This is a genomic window from Pseudomonas sp. ATCC 13867 (assembly GCF_000349845.1).
In the GTDB taxonomy this organism is placed as follows: Bacteria; Pseudomonadota; Gammaproteobacteria; order Pseudomonadales; family Pseudomonadaceae; genus Pseudomonas.
This window is the reverse complement of record NC_020829.1, coordinates 816,613-836,612: the sequence shown is the minus strand read 5'-3', so window position 1 is coordinate 836,612 and position 20,000 is coordinate 816,613. Positions and strand designations below refer to the sequence as shown.

Genomic DNA, 20,000 nt, shown 5'->3' with positions numbered 1-20,000 from the left:
GGAACGATGAATCCATGATCAACCTCGACCTGCAACAACTCGTCCAGGCGCTGGACGCCGAAACCCGCCGCGACCTGGAAGGCGCCGCCGAGCGCTGCGTCGCCCGTGGCGGCAGCAAGATCCTCGTCGAGGACCTCCTGCTGGCCCTGCTGGAACGCCCGCAAGGCCTGCTGCAGCGCGCCCTGCAGGACGCCGACGTCGACGCCGGCGAGCTGGCCGCCGCCTTGGTGCCGCGCGCTGAAAGCAGCGCCTCGCGCAACCCGGTGTTCGCCGCCGAGCTGATGCAGTGGCTGCAGGACGCCCTGCTGGTCGCCAATCTGGAACTGCGCGAAAGCCAGATCGACCAGGCCGCGCTGATCCTCGCCCTGCTGCGCAACCCGATGCGCTATGCCGGCAGCCACTACCAGCCGCTGCTGGCACGCCTGAACGCGGACCGCCTGCGTGACTTCGCCCTGGCGCAGAAGCCTGAGGACGGCAACGCGCCGGCCAGCGGCAAGGGCGAGTCGATGCTCGAACGCTTCACCCACAACCTCACGCGCCAGGCCCGCGACGGCAAGCTCGATCCGGTGCTGTGCCGGGACAGCGCGATCCGCCAGATGATCGACATCCTCGCCCGCCGCCGGAAGAACAACCCGATCGTGGTCGGCGAGGCCGGGGTCGGCAAGACGGCGGTGGTCGAAGGGCTGGCCGCGCGGATCGCTACCGGCGAAGTGCCGCATGCCTTGCAAGGCGTCGAGCTGCTGTCGCTGGACATGGGCCTGCTGCAGGCCGGCGCCAGCGTGAAAGGCGAATTCGAGCGCCGCCTCAAGGGCGTGATCGAGGAAGTGAAGGCGTCCGCCAAACCGATCATCCTGTTCATCGACGAAGCCCACACGCTGATCGGCGCAGGCGCCCAGGCCGGTGGCTCGGATGCCGCCAACCTGCTCAAGCCCGCGCTGGCGCGCGGCGAACTGCGCACCATCGCCGCCACCACCTGGGCGGAGTACAAGAAGTACTTCGAGAAGGACCCGGCGCTGGCCCGGCGCTTCCAGCCGGTGCAACTGCACGAGCCCACGGTCGGTGAGGCAGTCACCATCCTGCGCGGGCTGGCGAAGGTCTACGAGGCCAGCCACGGCATCTACCTGCGCGACGACGCGGTGGTCGCCGCCGCAGAACTGTCCGCCCGCTACCTCGCCGGCCGCCAATTGCCAGACAAAGCCGTCGACGTGCTCGATACCGCCTGCGCTCGCGTGCGCATCAGCCTGGCCGCCGCGCCGGAAAGCCTGGAGAAACTGCGCGGCGAACTGGCCGAAGGCGAGCGCCAGCGCCAGGCGCTGCGCCGCGACCAGGAAGCAGGGCTGAGCATCGACCGGGAAGCACTGCAAGCACTGGAAGCCCGGCTCGAAGAAGCCGCCACCCAGGAGCTCGAATTGCAGCAGCGCTGGCAGCAGCAGCGCGACCTCGCTAGCGAACTGCTCGATCTGCGCCAGCAACTGGCTGCCGCCCGTGTCGACGCAGAGCGCCGGGAGCAAAGCGCTGAGCTCGAACAGCGCCTGCACGACGTGCATGCCTCGCTGCGCTATGCGCAGGAACAGGAACGCCTGGTCAGCTTCGAAGTCTGCCCACGACTGGTTTCCGAAGTGATCAGCCACTGGACAGGCGTACCGCTGTCGCAACTGGCCCGCGAGCACAATGCCAAGGTCGCCAGCTTCGCCACCGACCTGCGCCAGCGTGTACGCGGCCAGGAGCAGGCGGTACAGGCGCTGGACCGCGCCATGCGCGCCACCGCTGCCGGCCTGAACAAGCCCGATGCGCCGGTGGGCGTGTTCCTGCTGGTCGGCCCCAGCGGCGTCGGCAAGACCGAGACCGCCATCGCCCTGGCCGACCTGCTGTACGGCGGCGAGCGCTTCCTCACCACCATCAACATGTCCGAGTTCCAGGAGAAGCACACCGTCTCGCGCCTGATCGGCGCTCCTCCGGGCTACGTCGGCTACGGCGAGGGCGGCATGCTCACCGAGGCGGTGCGGCAGAAGCCCTACTCGGTGGTGCTGCTCGATGAGGTGGAGAAGGCCGACCCGGACGTGCTCAACCTCTTCTACCAGATCTTCGACAAGGGCATCGCCAACGATGGCGAAGGCCGCGAGATCGACTTCCGCAACACGCTGATCCTGATGACCTCCAACCTCGCCAGCGAGCGCATCTCCGCACTCTGCGCCGACGGCCAGCGCCCGGACGCCGAGGACCTGGAAGAAGCCATCCGGCCGGCGCTCAGCCGCCACTTCAAGCCAGCCCTGCTGGCGCGCATGCGCGTGGTGCCCTACTACCCGGTAAGCGGCGACGTGCTGCGTGAGCTGGTGCAGCTCAAGCTCGGCCGCCTGGGCGAGCGCATGCAGCGCCGTCAGCTCGGCTTCAGCCACTGCCAGGCACTGGTCGAACACCTGGCCGAACGCTGCACCCGGAGTGAGAGCGGCGCGCGGCTGATCGACCAGTTGATGGACGCCCACCTGTTGCCACAAATCGCCGACCGTCTGCTCGACGCCATGGCCGCCGGCGAGACCCTGCGCCAGGTTCACGCCACGCTGGACAGCGATGCTCGTCCGGTCTGCGAGTTCAGTTGAGGTGACCGACATGTTCCTGCGCATTCCCCAGCCGTTGAACTACGCCGAGACGCTCCTCGAGCAGTACGCCAACCTTGCGCGTGCCGCCGATGTCGATAGCCTGCTCGGCCAGTTCGTCGGTGCCGCCAGCGAACTGGCGGACTGCGAGCTGGTCCAGCTCTACCTGCTGGATGCCGGCCACAGCGCGCTCGGGCTGAACGCCGAATGCCTCGATGGCCTGCTGCAACCGCGCGAAGCCACCAGCCTGCCCGCCGACTACAAGGACGAGCAGCTGCTGCAGTACAGCCTGTGCCAGAACCGTGTGCTGAGCCTGGCCGAACTCAACGACAGCCTGCACGACACCAGCTTCCTGCCGGCCAGCGGCAAGCCCTGGCGCGCCCTGCTCTGCCTGCCGCTGCTCGACTCGCAACAGGCCGTCCAGGGCCTGCTGCTCTGCGCCAGCCATGCCACCGGCGACCTCGTCGGCTTCGCCCGCTCCCTTGGCCAGCTCGGTACCTTCGTCCACGCCCAACTGCAGTTGCTGCTTCGCCTGCGCCGCCCACAGCGCGATAGCCAACCCGCGGCACCAGGCCCCTGCACCAGTGGCTACGGGATGATCGGCGAAAGCCCGGCGATGCGTCGCACCTACCAGTTGATCAGCAAGGTGCTGCACAGCCCCTACACCGTCCTGCTCACCGGCGAGACTGGCACCGGCAAGGAACTGGTCGCCCGAGCCATCCATGACTGCGGCGCACGCCGCACCGCCAACTTCGTGGTGCAGAACTGTTCCGCACTGCCCGAGCACCTGCTGGAGAGCGAGCTGTTCGGCTACCGCAAGGGCGCCTTCACCGGCGCCGACCGCGACCGTCGCGGCCTGTTCGATGCCGCCGACGGCGGCACCCTGTTCCTCGACGAAATCGGCGACATGCCCCTGGCCCTGCAGGCCAAGCTGCTGCGTGTACTGCAGGAAGGCGAGATACGCCCGCTGGGCAGCAACGATACCCATCGCATCGACGTACGCATCGTCGCCGCGACCCACCGCGACCTGGAAGCAATGGTCAGCACCGGCGCCTTCCGCGAGGACCTCTACTACCGCCTGGCGCAGTTCCCCATCGAACTGCCGCCGCTGCGCCAGCGTGGCGAGGACATCCTCGAGCTGGCCCGCCACTTCGCGGGCAAGGCCTGCTCCTTCCTCCAGCGCGACCCTTGCAACTGGTCCGCCGCCGCGCTCGATCGCCTGGCCGGCTATGGCTTCCCCGGCAACGTCCGAGAACTCAAGGGCATGGTCGAGCGCGCGGTCCTGCTGTGCGAGACCGGCGAGCTGCTGCCCTCGCACTTCAACCTGCGCGACGTACCGCTGGAAAGCAGCGGCACCTCGAACCTGCGTGAACGCCTGGAGCAGGTCGAGCGTTCGATGCTGCTCGAATGCCTGCGCAAGAACGGCGGCAACCGCACCCTGGCCGCCCGCGAGCTGGGGCTGCCGCGCCGCACCCTGCTGTACCGCTTGGAGCGCCTGAACATCCACACCAACGAGACATGAGCGAACCCATCATGAATCGTCTACAGCCCCTTTCCCCCATCGATCACACCCCAACGGAGGTCGTCTGATGCCCCCACTTCGCTGGCGCGCCGCCCTGCTCGCCCTCGCCACCCTGCTCGCCCTCGGTGGTTGCAGCGGCAACTACAAGTTCAACGACAAGGACTACCGCCCGCTGGGCGAGCCACAGACGGTCAACCGCCGTAACTGAGCCAGGAGCACAAGACCATGGAACTGGTATTCGAAATGGTGAGCGCCCAGCAGTTCGTGCCCGGCCTGCTGACCAGCAAGACCTTCAAGGAGGCCGGTGGCGTGATCGGCCGCGCCGAGGACTGCGACTGGGTGATCCCCGATGCCCGCCGCCACCTGTCCAACCACCACGCACAGATCAGCTATCGCGAAGGCGGGTTCTACCTGACCGACAACAGCAGCAACGGCGTCCAGCTCAAGGCCAGCGGCGCGCGCCTGCAGAAGGGCCTGCCGCAGCGCATCGAGCATGGCGCGGTCTACTGCCTGGGTGACTTCGAGATCCGCGCGCGCCTGGTGCAGGACCCGGCCATCTTCGGTGAAGAAATCGGCCGCCCACGCGCCGCCGGCAGCATCATTCCCGACGACGCCTTCCTCGACCTCGATCCGCTGACCGCCATCGACCAGCAGGAGCGCATCTACGCCCAGAGCGAAGACTACGGGATGCTCGGTGCCCAGCACGCCGACATCCGCTACCAGGCCGACTACGCGCCCATCGACATGGAAAGCCTGCCGCTGCCGCAACTGGTGGAACCGCCAGCGCAGCTTGCCGACGCTCCTGCCGCCGAGGTGGAGCGCCAACCCGACGGCTTCTGGCAGCGCTTCGGCGAGCAACTGGGTGTGAACCTCGATGGCCTCGACCAGGACGCCCGCGAAGCCCTGGCGATCCAGGCTGCACGACTGCTGCGCCAGTGCGTCGGCGGCCTGCAGCAGAGCCTGCGCACCCGCACCGAGCTGAAGAACGAACTGCGCCTGGCGCTGACCAGCGTGCCAGGCCACAGCGGCAACCCGCTCAAATCCAGTGCCGACAGCCGCGAAGCGCTGAACGCGCTGCTGCTTGGCGCACGGCCCGGCCAGGCAAGTGCCGAGCAGTCCATCTCGCGCACCTTCCGTGACCTCCAGGCCCACCAGGTGGCGCTGCTCAGCGCCAGCCGCGCCGCAGTGCGCGGCACCCTCGAACACTTCGCTCCGGAGCAGCTGGCGTTGCGCTTCGAGCGCGACGGCCAGGTCTCCCGCCTCACCGGCGCAGCCGGCCGCTGGCGCGCCTACGGGCGCTACCACCACTCCCTGCGCCAGGACGATGAATGGGGCGAGCGCCTGCTCGCCCGCGATTTTGCCCAGGCCTACGAGGAACAGGTCCGGCTGATCGCCACCCTCAACAGCGAACCCCAAGGATGAACCGCATGTCAGCTCTCCGCTCCTTCGCCCTGCTCGCCCTGGTCCTGCTGACCAGCGCCTGCTCGGTGCTCTCGCCCTACTCGAAGATGACCAAGCTGGACCTGACCCTGAGCGCCAGCGACCAGTTGAACCCGGACCTCGACGGCCGTCCCTCGCCCATCGTGGTGCGCCTGATCGAACTGAAGAACCCGGTGGCCTTCGAGAACGCCGACTTCTTCAGCCTCTACGAGCGCTCGAAGGAATCCCTGGCGCCGGACCTGGTCGCCAGCGAAGAGATCGAACTGCGCCCCGGCGAGACCCGCGAGCTCAAGCTCACCGTCCAGGATGGCAGCCGCTACGTCGGCGTGCTGGCGGCCTACCGCGACCTGCCGGAAACCCGCTGGCGCTACGTGGTGGCCCTGACCCCGGTACAGCTCAACCGCGCCGACCTGCGCCTGGACCAGACCGGCATCCAGACCCTCGCCGACGCCAGCCCGGCCAAGGGGGAATGAGATGATCGCGCACAAAGTCATCTGGCGTGAGGGCATGCTCCTGCGCCCGCAGCACTTTCAGCAGAACGACCGCTACCACGACCACCAGCTCAAGTCCCGTACCCGCCTGCTCGGCCGTTACGCCTGGGGCTTCTTCGGCCTGGAGATCGACAGCCAGTTCCTCGCCACCGGCAAGCTGGTGCTCAGCCGAGCCTCCGGCGTGCTGCCGGACGGCACCCTGTTCGACCTCGCCAGTCGCGATGAACCACTGGCCCTGGACATCCCGCCGAACACCAGCAACACCCCGGTCTACCTGGCCTTGCCGCTGGTCACCGGCAACCACATCGAGGCCCGCCGCCCCGAGCAGATCGACGTGCTGGCACGCTACACCACCCGCGACCAGGAAGTGGCCGACTCCAACGCCGGCGACAGCGCCAGCAGCCAGGTCACCTGCGGCCACGCCGACTTCCGCCTGTTGCTGGGCGAGCAACGCAACGATCAGGCCTACGTACGCCTGAAGGTCTGCGACGTACTCGATACCTCGCCGGACGGACGCATCACTCTCGACCCGGACTTCATTCCCAGCCACCTGCACTTCCACGAGAGCGGCTACCTGCTGTCGTGCCTGAAGGAAGTGATCAGCATGCTCGGCCACCGCGGCGACACCCTGGCCGAGCGCATTCGCTCCACCGGCAAGGTGGGCGGCGCCGAGGTCGGCGACTTCATGATGCTGCAGCTGATCAACCGTACCGAGCTGGTGCTGCGCCACAACCTGGACCTGGAGCAGGTACACCCCGAAGAGGTGTACCGCACGCTGCTGGCGATGCTCGGCGACCTGGCCACCTTCTCCAGCGAAACCAAGCGCCCGCGACTGGACGGCCGCTACCAGCACAGCGACCAGGGCGCCAGCTTCCGCAAGCTGATGGAAGCCATCCGTCAGGTGCTGTCGATGGTGCTCGAGCAGCACGCCATCGAGCTGGTCCTGCAGCAACGCCAGTACGGCATCCTGGTCTCGCCGCTGCACGATCACAAGCTGCTCGGCAACTCCTCCTTCGTGCTCGCCGCCAGCGCCCAGTGCGAGTCCGAGGAGCTGCGCCAGCGCCTGCCGGCGCACCTCAAGGCCGGTCCGGTGGAGCGCATCCGCCAGCTGGTCAACCTGCACCTGCCGGGTATCCGCGTGAAGCCATTGCCGGTGGCTCCACGGCAGATCCCGTTCCACGCCAACAAGACCTACTTCATCCTCGAACTCAACCCGGAAGAGCAGGCGCAACTGGAGCGATCCGGCGGCTTCGCCTTCCATGTGTCCGGCGAATTCGCCGGGCTCGAACTGAAGTTCTGGGCTATCAGGAACTGAGCGCATGATCAAGGAAATGGATTACCGGCAGGACGACAAGACCGTCCTGGTCGACCGCGAGGGCGACAGCCACTCGCGCAGCCCACTCACCGACTTCGCCGAGCCGCCGCGTTTCGAACAGTTGGAAGCACGGATGATCTACGCCGCGCGGCTGCGCCCGGAAGAGACCTTCAACATCAGTCTCAACCCGCTGGTGGCCGCCGCTGCCGAACTGCTCTCGGAAGTGGTGCGGCTCAAGCACTCCAACGGTGGCGAGGACCTGCACACGCTCAACCACCAGTTGAGCACCGGCATCAAGCAGTTCGAACTGCGCGCGCTGCACGAAGGCGCCGAGAACAGCCAGGTGATGGCGGCCCGCTACGTGCTCTGCACCGTGCTCGACGAAGCGGTGGTGACCACCGACTGGGGCAACGAAAGCGAGTGGTCGCAGATGAGCCTGCTCAGCAGCTTCCACAACGAGACCTTCGGCGGCGAGAAGTTCTTCCAGCTGCTGGAGCGTCTGTCGCGCAATCCGGTGAAGCACCTGCCGATGTTGGAGCTGATGTACCTGTGCCTGGCCCTGGGCTTCGAGGGCAAGTACCGCGTGTTGCCACGCGGCATGCTCGAGCTCGAAGCGGTGCGCGACAGCCTGTACCGGCAGATCCGCCAGTTGCGCGGCGACGTGCCCCGCGAGCTGTCGCCGCATTGGGAAGGCCTGCGTGACTCGCGCCGGCGCCTGGTGCGCATCGTGCCCTGGTGGCTGGTGGCGCTCTTCACCCTGGTCTGCCTGGTGGTGATGTATTCGGGCTTCGCCTGGGTACTCGATGACCAGCGCGAAAGCGTCCTGCAACCCTATCAGCAGCTCGACCCGGCGGCGGTCGAGCCCACGTCGTAACACAGGGATAGTGTGATGAAGAACTTCTTCAAGAAAGCCGGCGCCTTCCTGCGCCGGACCTGGGTCTGGAGCCTGCTGCTGGTGCTCCTGCTGGCGCTGCTGGTGTGGTTTGCCGGCCCGTTGCTGGCGGTGAACGAACACAAGTTCTGGGAGAGTGCCAGCGCCCGCCTGCTGAGCATCGCTGTACTCTTCCTCGGCTGGGGCCTGTTCATGGTCTTCGCCAGTTGGCGCGCCATGCGCCGCAAGAAGGCCGAGGAGGAAAGCGAGGACGGCCAGGAACGCCTGCGTCGCCAGGAGCTGATCAGCGACGAGCAGCAGGAACTGCGCTCACGCTTCCAGGACGCCCTGCGCATCCTCAAGACCTCCAGCCTGTATCGCGGGCGTGGCGAGCGCTGGCGCAACGAGCTGCCCTGGTACCTGATGCTCGGCCCGCAGGGCAGCGGCAAGACCAGCCTGCTGGACTTCTCCGGGCTGGAGTTCCCGATCAACAAGATCGAGCGCAAGCTGACCCGCGACACCAGCGGCACCCGTTACTGCGACTGGTACTTCGCCGAACACGGCGTGCTGGTCGACGCCACCGGCCGCTACCTGAGCCAGGGCGACGCCGAAGTCGACGCCAGCGGCTGGAGCACCCTGCTCGACCTGCTGCGCAAACGCCGCCGCGCCCGCCCGCTCAACGGCGTGGTGGTCAACATCCCGGTGGACCTGCTGCTGGCCGGCGACGAACAGGGCCTGGAAGCCCTCGGCCGGCAGATCCGCGCGCGCCTGCAGGACGTGCACCGCAATCTGCATATCGACCTGCCCATCTACCTGGTGCTGGGCAAGGCCGACAAACTGCTGGGCTTCGACGAATTCTTCGACCAGCTCTCCCGCGAGGAAAGCGACCAGGTGCTGGGCGTCAGCTTCCGCAAGGAGCAGAACGGCACCGACGCCGGCGTGCTGCGCCAGGAGTTCGAAGAACTGCTGCGCCGCCTGAACAGCCAGGTCATCCTGCGCATGCACCAGGAGCGCAACACCCAGCGCCGTGGTCGCATCCTCGACTTCCCGCACCAGTTGGCGCAGATCGGCGACCGCCTGAGCCTGCTGGTCGAGTTCGCCTTCACCGGCAACCGCTACCAGCGCGCCAGCCAGCTTCGCGGCTTCTACCTCACCAGTGCACCGCACCTGACCCAGCAGATGGATGCGGACACTGCCGCCATCGGCGCCAACCTGGGCATGGCCAGCGTCAAGCTGCCGACCCTGCGTCAGGGTCGCCCACGCTTCATCCATCACCTGTTCAGCCAGGTGATCTTCCCCGAGTCCGAACTGGCCGGCCTGGACAAGCGCGAGAGCGCGCGCATCCACTGGGGCCAGCGCGCGGTCTACGCTGCCTCGCTGGCGCTGCTGGCGGTATTCGGCCTGGTCTGGACCAATGGCTTCTCGGCCAACAACGGCCGCCTGGACCAGGTCCGCGACCTCGGCCAGAAGCTCGCCCGCGAACATGCCGCACTCACCCCGCAGGACGACGCTCGCGCAACCCTCAAGGCGCTCGATACCAGCTACGCCGCCAGCCAGGTATTCCCGTCCAAGGGCGATGTTTCCTTCACTGAACGTGCCGGTCTCTACCAGGGCGAGGACAGCACCCCGACCCTGACCGCGGCTTACCAGCGCGAACTGCAGGCACAATTGCTGCCGCGCGTGGCGCGGACCCTCGAAGGCCAGATCCGCGCCAACCTGAATGACCGCGAGCGCCTGCTCGGCAGCCTGCGTGCCTATCTCATGCTGAACCTGCCCGAGCGCCGCGACGCTGACTTCCTCAAGGACTGGATCGGCGCCGACTGGTCCGTGCGCTACAGCGGTGACGCGGTGGTGCAGAACGGCCTGGGTACGCACTTCGCCCGCCTGCTCGAACAACCCTTCGTCTACCCGCTGAACGAACCACTGGTAGCCCAGGCACGCCAGGTACTGCGCAGCGAGTCCCTGGCCAGCGTGGTCTACCGCGTCCTGCGCGAGCAGGCCCGCAGCCTGCCCGAATACCGCTTCGACCAGCACCTGGGACCGCAAGGCGCACTGTTCTCCGGCACCGACTACATCATCCCCGGCTTCTACACCCTGCGCGGCTACCAGCAATACTTCGTCGCCCAGGGCGCGCCGATGGTCCGCGAGATCCTGCGCGACAACTGGGTGCTGGGCGAAGGCAACAGCCTCAGCGGCCAGGACCTCAGCCGCCTGATGGTGGAGCTGCAGCAACTGTACTTCCGTGACTACGCCAACCTGTGGAGCGAAGCGGTCAACCGCGTCCAGCTGCAGCCGATCACCGAGTTCGACAGGGGGGCAGACGAAGTGGCCGGCCTCACCGCCGCCAACTCGCCGCTGCTGCAACTGCTGGTGGAAGTCCGCGAGAACACCCGCATTCCGGGCATCGCCGAAAGCACCGAGGCCGCCGGCGATCTCGCCAGTGCCGCTGCCGATGCCGGCGGCAAGATCGGCAAGGTGGGCAAGGTCGCGGCAGCCGCCGCCGAGCAGGCCCAGGACGCCCTCGCCAAGAGCCTTCCGGACACCGCCCGGCAAGCCATGCAGCGCCGCTTCGAACCACTGCACCGCCTGCTCGACGACAACGGCGGCCCGGCGGCCGACCTCGCCCCGGTGATGCAGGCACTCAACGGCCTGCAGCTGCAACTGAGCAGCCTGGCCCGCGCCAGCCAGCCGGAACAGGTCGCCTTCGAACTGGCCCGTGGCCGCATGGGCGGCCAGGTCGATGCTCTGGCCACCCTGCGCAGCGCGGCCGTGCGCCTGCCGCAACCGGTGAGCGGCTGGTTCAACCTGTTGGCCGAGGACAGCTGGACCCTGGTGCTGGGCGACGCCTACCGCTACCTCAACCAGCGCTACCAGGCCGAGCTGTACAGCTTCTACTTCAAGGCCATCAATCAGCGCTATCCGTTCAACGCCAGGAGCAACAGCGACGTTGCCATCGCCGACTTCCGCGAGTTCTTCAAGGCCCAGGGCATCGCCGACCGCTTCTTCGACAGCTATCTGAAATCGTTCGTCAGTGGCGATCCGGGTAACTACCGTCTGCGCAGCGTCGACGGCCACAGCCTGCCGATGTCACGCGCCTTCCTCGACCAGATGGGCTACGCCCAGGCGATTCGCCGCAGCTTCTTCGCCGACAACCCGGCCGAGCCGCAGGTGCAGTTCAAGCTGGAGCCCTACTCCATCGACTCCAGCCTGAGCCGCGCCGACTTCCGCTTCGGCGACCAGCAACTGGAGTACCGTCATGGCCCGATCGTGCCAGTCGCCTTCCGCTGGCCGACCGACGCCGACGACGGACGCACCAGCCTGGTCCTGGAAGAACTCGGCGGTCGCCGCGTCAGCCTGGAGAAGAATACCGGCCCCTGGTCGCTGTTCCGCCTCTTCGACCAGATGCAGAGCGAGTACCTGCGCGGGCGTGACGTGCTGATGCTCAAGGCCGATCTCGGCGGTCTTCGCGCCAACTACCTGGTGCTGGCCCAGCGTTCGCCGAACCCGTTCGACCTCGGCAACCTGCGCAGTTTCCGGCTGCCGGTCTCGCTCTGATGCAAGTCGCGACACGCTGGCGCAGCCAGGCGCGCACGGACGCGGGCAAGGTCCGTGCGCGCAACGAGGACGCCTTCCTCGACTGTCCGGAGCTCGGTCTCTGGGCAGTCGCCGACGGCATGGGCGGCCACGCCCGTGGCGATCGCGCCAGCCGCATGATTGTCGATGCCCTTGCACGTATCCCGTCTGACGCGGAGCACGACAGCCGCGAGCAGCAGGTCCGCCAGCAATTGCACTGGCTCAACCGGCGCTTCGTCATGGAGCTGACCCAAGCCGCCGACCAGCCACCGCAGGTCATGGGTAGCACCGTCGTGGCGCTGCTTCTGCAATCGCACCGCGCGACCTGCGTCTGGGCCGGCGACAGCCGCTGCTACCTGTGGCGCGATGGCCGTCTGTACCAGCTCACCCGCGACCACTCGCTGCAACAACAACTGATGGAAGAACAGGGGCTGAGCGCCGAGCAGGCCCGGCGCCACCCTTCGGCCCATGCGCTCACCCGCGCAGTAGGCGTCGGCGACAAGTTTGCCCTCGACACCCTGGAACTGACCGTCCACCCCGGCGATACCTTCCTGCTCTGCAGCGATGGCCTCTACAACGGCCACAGCGAGCAATCACTCTGCGCCGCGCTGGGCCACAGCTCCATCGAGCACGCGCTGGAACAACTGTTCAGCCACGCCCTGGAAGGCTCGGCGCGAGACAACCTGACTGCCGTGGTGATACGCCGATGACAGCCGAAAGCCTCGCACCCACGCTCAGCGGCCAGCCCACCGGAGCCGACAACTGCACCTACTTCGCCTTCGTCGGAGAGCCCACCGCGCCACCGGCGCCAGCGAAGAGCGAAATGGCCGAGATGCCGCCGTTGCCCGAGATCCTTGCCGGCCGCTTCCAGCTGGAGCGCCTGCTCGGCGTGGGCGGTATGGGCGCCGTCTACCGCGCGCGCGACCTGCTGCGCGAGCAGTTCGGTGATCCGGACCCATACGTCGCGGTGAAGCTGCTCAATGAGGAGTTCGCCGAATACCCCGACGCCAGCACCCTGCTCTACAGCGAGTTCGCCCTCACCATGCGCCTGCGCCACCCGCATATCGTGCGGCTGCACAGCTTCGAGGTGGACAGCATCTGTCGCCGGGCCTTCATCACCCTGGAGCTGATGCGCGGCCTGACCCTCGACCAGTTGCTCTGCGAACGCCCCAAAGGCCTGCCCTGGGACGAATGCCGCGGCATCGCCCTCAGCCTGCTCGACGCCCTGGCCTACTCCCACGACTGCGGCGTGCTGCACGGCGACCTGAAGCCCAGCAATGTGATGCTCGCCGAAGATGGCGCACGGCTCTTCGATTACGGTCTCGGCCAGCCACGGGAGGGCCTTCTGGATGGCCTTCCACGGCTCGCGCGCGAGCGCTTCAACGCCTGGACGCCACGCTATGCGGCCCTGGAGCTCCTCGATGGCGCACCGATCTCGCCCGCCAGCGATCTCTTCGCCGCCGCCTGCGTCCTGCACGAGTTGCTGACCGGTGAACACCCCTACCGCCGACTCGACGCCCGCGAGGCCAGTGCCCAGCAACTGGACCGTCAACTCAAATCGCCATCCCCGCTGGAGTCCCGCACCTGGCAGGCCCTGCGCACCGCGCTGGCGCTGAATGAAAACGAGCGACGCATCAGCGTCCGCGAACTGCGCGAGGCTTTCATCGCGCAACCCAAGGCAAAGCGCCGCTGGTTCCAACGGCGCAACGGATGATCTTCGGACAGGGAGCCTGAACATGTTCAACCCCGCCAACCAGACCCACTTCAGCCTCAGCATCGAAGGGGTCGACAGCGACCTGCAGGTCCTCGAGTTCCGTGGCAGCGAAGGCATCAGCCGGCCCTACCGGTTCGAGGTCGAGCTGGTCAGCGAGCGCTTCGACCTGAAGCTCGACGAGCTGCTGCACAAGCGCGCCTTCCTGGCCTTCGCCCCTGGCGGCGCCGGTATCCACGGGCAGATCCACCGCGTGGCCCAGGGCGATGCCGGTAAGCGTCTGTGCCGCTACCACGTGGTGCTGGTGCCGCAACTGGCCTACCTCGCCCACCGCACCAACCAGCGCATCTTCCAACAGCTGACGGTGCCCGAGATCATCGCCAGCGTGCTCGAGGAGCACGGCATCCAGGCCGACGCTTACCAGTTCAGCCTCGGCCCCACCGTCTACCCCAAGCGCGACTACTGCACCCAGTACGACGAGTCCGACCTGCACTTCATCCAGCGCCTGTGCGAAGAGGAAGGCATCCACTACCACTTCCGCCACGGCAGCGACGGTCACCGTCTGGTGTTCGGCGACGACCAGACCGCTTTCCCGCGCCTGGGCCAGCCCACGCCCTACATCCCCGACACCGGCATGGTCGCCGACCTGCCGGTGATCAAGCGCTTCAACCTCGGCCTGGAAGCGCGCACCAGCCGCGTCACCCGCCGCGACTACGACTTCCAGAAGCCGCGCCTGCTGATGGAAGCGGCCTTCAAACCGCAAGCCGCGACCGCCGAACCGGACCTGGAAGACTACGACTACCCCGGCCGCTTCACCGACCGCGAGCGCGGCAAGCACCTGAGCCAGCGCACCCTGGAACGCCACCGCGCCGACTACCGCACCGCCCGCGGCGAGGGCGACCAGCCGAAGCTCGTCAGCGGCCACTTCCTCGAACTCTCCGAGCACCCGCGCGGCGAGTGGAACGACCTCTGGCTGCTCGTCGAAGTCATCCACCAGGGCAAACAGCCGCAAGTGCTGGAAGAGTCCGTCACCAGCGACGTCACCGACGACAAGGACGATTTCCATCAGGGCTATCGCAACCGCTTCGTAGCCACCCCCTGGGACGTGCCCTACCGCCCTGCGCTGGAGCACCCCAAACCCAAGGTGCTGGGCAACCAGAGCGCCGTGGTCACCGGCCCTGCCGGGGAGGAAATCCACTGCGACCCGTACGGCCGGGTGAAGGTGCAGTTCTTCTGGGACCGTGAGGGCCAGGCGAACGACAAGACCAGCTGCTGGCTGCGCGTCGCCAGCGGCTGGGCCGGCAACGCCTTCGGCGGCGTCGCCATCCCGCGCGTGGGCATGGAGGTGCTGGTCAGTTTCCTCGAGGGCGACCCCGACCAGCCGCTGGTCTCCGGCTGCCTCTACCACGCCGAGAACCAGGTGCCCTACCCCCTGCCCGCGAACAAGACCCGCAGCCTGTTCAAGACCAACAGCTACCCCGGTGGCGGCGGTTACAACGAACTGCGCATCGAGGACCGCAAGGGCCAGGAACAGATCTTCATCCACGCCCAGCGCGATTGGGACGAAAACATCGAGCACGACCAGCGCATCCGCATCGGCCACGAACGCCACGACACCGTCGAAGCCAACACCTACAGCGAATTCAAGGCCGAGGAACACCGCACCACCCACGGCGACCGCAAGGTGGAAACGCGCATCGACGACCACCTCACCGTGGCCAACAACCAGCACATCAAAGTCGGCACCGGCCAGTTCATCGACGCCGGCCAGGAAATCCACCTCAAGGCCGGGCAGAAACTGGTCGTCGAAGCCGGCATGGAAATCACCCTCAAGGCCGGCGGCAGCTTCATCAAGCTCGACCCGGGCGGCGTCACCCTGGTCGGCGCGATGGTGAAGGTCAACGCCGGCGGCTCACCGGGCAACGGCTCGGGCATCGGCATCAAGGCGCCGCTGCAACCCAACGCGGCCGACGCGGACAAGACGGGGAAAGAGATGGAAGAGGCGCTGATCAATGCGCCGCTGGAACGCCCCGAGCCGAAAACCTTCTTCCTGTTCTCCGAATGATGGAATCGACGATGAACATGCGACGTCACACCCCGAACCCGATGCTCGCCCGGGTGCTTCTGGCGCTCTCCCTGGCAGCGCCCGCGTTATCGGTACAAGCTGCCAGTTGCCCGTCCGAGGATTTCGAAATCTTCGCCCAGGCCTATGTCACTCAGCCCAAGGTACGCCAGGCGCATACCCGCTTGCCCCTCTGGCTGCGCCAGGTTGCGCTGGAAAAGGGCAAGCTCGTCGAACACGAGAGCAACAGCAAAAGCCCCTGGGACCTCCTGAACACTGCGCTGAAGTCTCCGGAAATCGTTACCCGACTGCCGCATGCCGTGCTGCTGCGAGACCACGATGGTGAAACCCTGCGCATCCTGGCATTCGAACGCAAAGGCTGTTGGTTCCTTGACCGCCTGGAGGACTGGTCACTAGGTGCGCTGGGCGAGAAGTCGGACGCACCTCTCGGCGAACGCGCCTACCAACGCGGCAATCGCTACAAGGAATTGGCCCTCAAGGAGAGTTCCAGTACCACTGTCGCCCTCCTCGAAGCCGCCCTGGCGAGCTATCTGCAAGGCGCGCGCGAAGGGTCTGCCAAGGCCGCCTACGCCGCGGCAGGGCTCAGTCTGTCTGGAGAGGCACCGCGCCTGGACAACTCGCGTATCCAGAGCCTGCTGGAAAGTGCTGCACCGACCATTCCCGAGGCCGGCCTGACCCTTGCCAACTTCTACTGCGACCAGGGTGACTACGACACGCAGCGCCCTTGCGCCAATCCCCAGGCGTCGCTGAATGCGCTGCTTGGCGCCGCCCGCCTGGGACTGCCCGATGCGCTCGCCGAACTAGGGGGAGCTTATGCGGCCGGCACCATCGCCCCGCAGGATCCCAAGCGCGCGTTGTCCTGCTACCAGCAAGCGAGCGCCAGGGGGGGCGAGGGGCTGGAGCCTTCCATACAACGGCTGCGCAACCAAGGTGTGACCGCCGACAACACCGTTCCATGTCTTTGAAGCAGGACTGCAAACATGAGTACCGGACTACTCGAACAACGGGCTAAATACCCCAACAGCGGATATGAATACGGGTACGGCCGAAGCGGCCTTAGCGACGCCGACGGAAACGGTCGCAAGGAGGTCGATTGCTCTCACCTGCTGAACCTGATGCTCAAGGATGCGGGGTACAGCATTCCTTACCTCAGCACTTCCCAGCTGGCGGGCGCCACCACCCACTTCGACTTCATCGCCGCTGCCGACGCCCAACCCGGCGATATCGCATTGTGGACCAGCATGGGCCACACCGGCGTTGTGGAGTCGTTCGGTGAGCCGCGTATCAAAGGCACCTTTTTCGGCTCGCAAACCAGCACCGGGCCCAAGTCCGCGCGCTTCGGCGCCGGCAGCGGCTACTGGCCGATGCCCAACAAGTACCTGCGCCCCAAGCCGGAGTTCCGCACGGGGGCGCAGGCGGCCCCTGCCGCAGCACCGGCGGCGACGCCTGCGCCGGCTGCGGCCAAATCCACCGTCAAGCCGACGATCAACTTCGAGTACCCCATCCGCCAGAGCAACGGCCAGAAGTTCAATACACCCGAGCAGCTTTACGCTCTGCTGGAAAAAGAATCTTCAGGCCATTACCTCCTTGGCAGCCATGGTTTCTGGCATGGCGGTATTCACTTCAGTGAAGCAAGCGCACCGCAATGCGTGCGCCTGCAGCCGGTGCGCTGCATCGCCGATGGGGAAGTCGTCGCTTATCGACTGAACAAGGACTACCTGCAATCAAGCTACACCGGTAGCGCGCAGTGCACGAATCTGCGTTATTCCTCTTCGTTCTGCCTGGTTCGCCACACCTATAACTCGCCACCCAATCCAGCCAAAGACTCGAACAAGGACAAGCAAAACAGCCTGGCCTTCTACAGCCTGTACATGCATCTGCTGCCGTTCGCCCATTACGCTCCGGACGAAGAAAAACCGGCTCAGCGGTTCAAGGTAGTCGCTGGCGATTGGCCCGCGCGCAATGTGCCGGTAGATGAGGCCGGCAGCGAAGTGCTTGGCATGATTCCCAAGAGCACCGAATTCGAAATTCTCGACGAGCGCGACAGTGCGGATGGCAAGTATCGATTTGCCCAAGGCCGTATTACCAAAGGAAAGATCGGCAGCAAGAAGGAAGGCGACGTTGTCTGGTTCGCCAGTCACGAAAACGGCCAACCAATCAAGAACAGCGCCGGCAAACAGCGTCTCCAGAAAGTGTTGCCTCCGGAGCGTCTTCACCCGGGGTATTGGGTGGGCAAAGTACAGGCAACCGTAACTGCCGGAAGCGGAATAAAAGTCCGTGGCGCCCCGGAGGGCACCAAGGGCGGAGCACAGGTCGCGCCTAACCAGATCCTATGTACCGGCAGTGTCGTCGAGTTCGAGAGCGACAAGGTGCAATGGCTGCAGTTGGAGGATGGCAAGAACTATCCCATGGCGGAATGCACTCTCGTTCCGGGCAAAGGCGGACTGAAGGGTGAGGGCACCCTCCCTTCAACTTTCTGGATCTGCGTGGCGGATACCGGCAAGGGGAAGATGGTCAACCGCAACAGTGTCGTCCCCGACCGTTTCGACAGCGTGGTGCCTCTGGCAACGGCCATCAAGGCTGGCGACCCGATCGGATACATGGGCCTTTACGAGACCCCGACCGCCAACGGCAGCCGTACAGGAAAACACCAGGTTCACGTTGAAGTCTTCACCAGCGACACCCAGTTGCAGGCATTCCTGAGCAACGAAGCGAAGCTGCAGGATGGTCGGCAATATCTGCGACTGCCCGCCAACACCGAACTGGCGGATCGATTGGTTCTGGACAACACACCTGCCACGTTGCCGCCAAAGACCCTGCAATTGCAGCATGGGCATGTCGTCCCGTTGGATAAATGCCCTATCAGCAAGGACAGCAAAGGCCAGGAGTGGCACCAGATTGAGGTGTCCGAGGGCCGACAGAGCATAAATGGCTACCTGAAAAAAACCAACGGGGCCTCAACTGTATTGGAAACTGTCAGCCAGTACGATTTGGCCAAGCTCGGCTTTCGCATTGTCGAGGAACAGAACAGCAACAGCGACGGTTTCCTCGACAAGGACAACATGCCCATCTTTTTCAAGGACCTGTACAACGAGATTGATGCCGTGGGTGACAAGAATGGCGAGGTCACCCCGCAGGAGCTCAAGGAAGGCCTTCGCGCCCCGGATCTACGCGAGCGCTGGAGCAAACTGGTCGCCCATCACCCCACCGAGTGGCAAGCCAAGTCGTCCGAAGTCAAATGGCAAAGACTGACCTCGTTACTCAGCTCCAATCCAGAACTGCTCAAGCATGAACAGGAGCGAATCGATAATCTGGTGTTCTGGAATGATTTGAGCCCTCTAGCGCTGCCGGCAAGCGTACATCACTTCCACCCGATCGCCTTCATCGCCCAACTCACTGACAAGGTCCCGGACGATGAGTTCACCTACTTGGCAAGGACGATCTATGGGGAAGCCCGCGGTCAGAGTTACGAATCAAAGATCGCCGTTGGCTGGATTATCAGGAACCGGCTGGCGACCGGAAGATGGGGAGACTCGTACAAATCTGTCGTTACGGCGCGCCTGCAGTTCACCTGCTGGAGTCAGAGCATTGACCCCAATGGCTACGCAGCGATCCACAACCCGGTTGGCCAGCCCTGGGAGGACTGCAAGCACGCGGCGCGAGAGGTAATGAACGCCACCGACGACAGCAACCCTCTTCCTGGCGCGGTCAATTACTACAGCCCGACGGCACAGGCTCAACTTCATGCGGTGAACCCCGACGTCTACCCCGAAACCCCGCCATTTGCCATAGAAAGCAAACGAGTTCAAAACCCTACTGGTGTAAGAAATGAAGATTATCGATTCTATAAAAACTAGTATTGCACTGCTGCTCGTTGTCATGTCGACGGCCCACGCCGACACCGGGCAGCCACTGCTTAGGGGGGCCACCTGGACGTTGACCAGTTCCTGCGAGGCCAAGTACAAGTGCAGCACCATCAAGGCCGACGGCTCCACCGAACTGGCAAGGGTGGAGTTCCCTTATGAGCCCGTTTCGGCAAAGGAAAACAACGGAACAATAGAGATACTGTACTCCTGCGGAACCGAGTGTTCGGCGACCTATTTTATTCTTCCTGACAACTCGACATCAGGCCCCTACTCGTTGGTCACATCCATTGACTACGAGAAGGGAACATTGCTGAGCCTGAGCAAGAATGAAATCAGGCTATTCAGATTCGCACCGGCAGAAAAGAGCGCCATTAAATCGATACATGTCAAAATCCCCGAGAACTCGACACTTCCGTCGAGACTCGTCGATAGCCAACTGAGCAACCACACGTACTCCATAACCTACAAAGACGCCAGCAACAGAAAGACGAGTATCACTATCGAACAATAAACTCTGCTGACTGCCCGCCTGAT

At 65.4% G+C, this 20,000-nt stretch carries 14 protein-coding genes; all 14 read left to right on the top strand.

Annotated elements, in window-relative coordinates; all coding sequences use genetic code 11:
- Window positions 1–14 precede the first annotated feature (14 nt).
- The 14 genes from tssH to H681_RS03825 all read left to right on the top strand — a co-directional run bounded on the left by tssH (window position 15) and on the right by H681_RS03825 (window position 19,977).
- On the top strand, window positions 15–2,597 hold the full coding sequence (tssH, locus tag H681_RS03890) for a type VI secretion system ATPase TssH (protein ID WP_015475529.1): 2,583 nt from the start codon (window positions 15–17) through the stop codon (window positions 2,595–2,597).
- A gap of 10 nt (window positions 2,598–2,607) precedes the next feature.
- Window positions 2,608–4,116 carry a sigma-54 interaction domain-containing protein gene (locus H681_RS03885; RefSeq protein ID WP_015475528.1) on the top strand — a complete coding sequence of 503 codons (1,509 nt, stop codon included), beginning with the start codon at window positions 2,608–2,610 and terminating at the stop codon, window positions 4,114–4,116.
- A gap of 67 nt (window positions 4,117–4,183) precedes the next feature.
- Complete coding sequence (locus tag H681_RS03880; protein WP_015475527.1) at window positions 4,184–4,324, top strand: hypothetical protein; 141 nt, start codon at window positions 4,184–4,186, stop codon at window positions 4,322–4,324.
- 17 nt (window positions 4,325–4,341) lie between these two features.
- On the top strand, window positions 4,342–5,538 hold the full coding sequence (gene tagH / locus H681_RS03875) for a type VI secretion system-associated FHA domain protein TagH (RefSeq protein ID WP_015475526.1): 1,197 nt from the start codon (window positions 4,342–4,344) through the stop codon (window positions 5,536–5,538).
- Window positions 5,539–5,543: 5 nt separating this feature from the next.
- Window positions 5,544–6,029, top strand: coding sequence for a type VI secretion system lipoprotein TssJ (tssJ, locus tag H681_RS03870; RefSeq protein ID WP_015475525.1), 486 nt, complete (start codon window positions 5,544–5,546; stop codon window positions 6,027–6,029).
- Window position 6,030: 1 nt separating this feature from the next.
- Window positions 6,031–7,362 carry a type VI secretion system baseplate subunit TssK gene (tssK, locus tag H681_RS03865; protein WP_015475524.1) on the top strand — a complete coding sequence of 444 codons (1,332 nt, stop codon included), beginning with the start codon at window positions 6,031–6,033 and terminating at the stop codon, window positions 7,360–7,362.
- Window positions 7,363–7,366: 4 nt separating this feature from the next.
- Window positions 7,367–8,236, top strand: coding sequence for a type IVB secretion system protein IcmH/DotU (icmH, locus tag H681_RS03860; RefSeq protein WP_015475523.1), 870 nt, complete (start codon window positions 7,367–7,369; stop codon window positions 8,234–8,236).
- Between the two features lie 15 nt (window positions 8,237–8,251).
- Window positions 8,252–11,788, top strand: coding sequence for a type VI secretion system membrane subunit TssM (gene tssM / locus H681_RS03855; RefSeq protein WP_015475522.1), 3,537 nt, complete (start codon window positions 8,252–8,254; stop codon window positions 11,786–11,788).
- Window positions 11,788–12,516, top strand: coding sequence for a PP2C family protein-serine/threonine phosphatase (locus tag H681_RS03850; RefSeq protein ID WP_015475521.1), 729 nt, complete (start codon window positions 11,788–11,790; stop codon window positions 12,514–12,516). The genes tssM and H681_RS03850 overlap by 1 nt, the downstream gene beginning before the upstream one ends.
- Window positions 12,513–13,520: a serine/threonine-protein kinase gene (locus tag H681_RS03845; RefSeq protein ID WP_015475520.1), complete on the top strand. Its 1,008-nt coding sequence runs from the start codon at window positions 12,513–12,515 to the stop codon at window positions 13,518–13,520. Before H681_RS03850 ends, H681_RS03845 begins: the two co-directional genes overlap by 4 nt.
- A 22-nt stretch (window positions 13,521–13,542) precedes the next feature.
- The gene (gene tssI / locus H681_RS03840; RefSeq protein ID WP_015475519.1) at window positions 13,543–15,582 is read left to right on the top strand and encodes a type VI secretion system Vgr family protein; all 2,040 of its coding nucleotides are present in this window, start codon (window positions 13,543–13,545) and stop codon (window positions 15,580–15,582) included.
- 11 nt (window positions 15,583–15,593) lie between these two features.
- Window positions 15,594–16,565: an SEL1-like repeat protein gene (locus H681_RS03835; protein WP_015475518.1), complete on the top strand. Its 972-nt coding sequence runs from the start codon at window positions 15,594–15,596 to the stop codon at window positions 16,563–16,565.
- Between the two features lie 15 nt (window positions 16,566–16,580).
- A complete protein-coding gene (locus H681_RS03830) occupies window positions 16,581–19,457 on the top strand; it encodes a cell wall hydrolase (RefSeq protein ID WP_015475517.1) in 2,877 nt (958 codons plus the stop codon).
- On the top strand, window positions 19,429–19,977 hold the full coding sequence (locus H681_RS03825; protein ID WP_157883294.1) for a hypothetical protein: 549 nt from the start codon (window positions 19,429–19,431) through the stop codon (window positions 19,975–19,977). Before H681_RS03830 ends, H681_RS03825 begins: the two co-directional genes overlap by 29 nt.
- The last annotated feature ends 23 nt before the right edge of the window (window positions 19,978–20,000 follow it).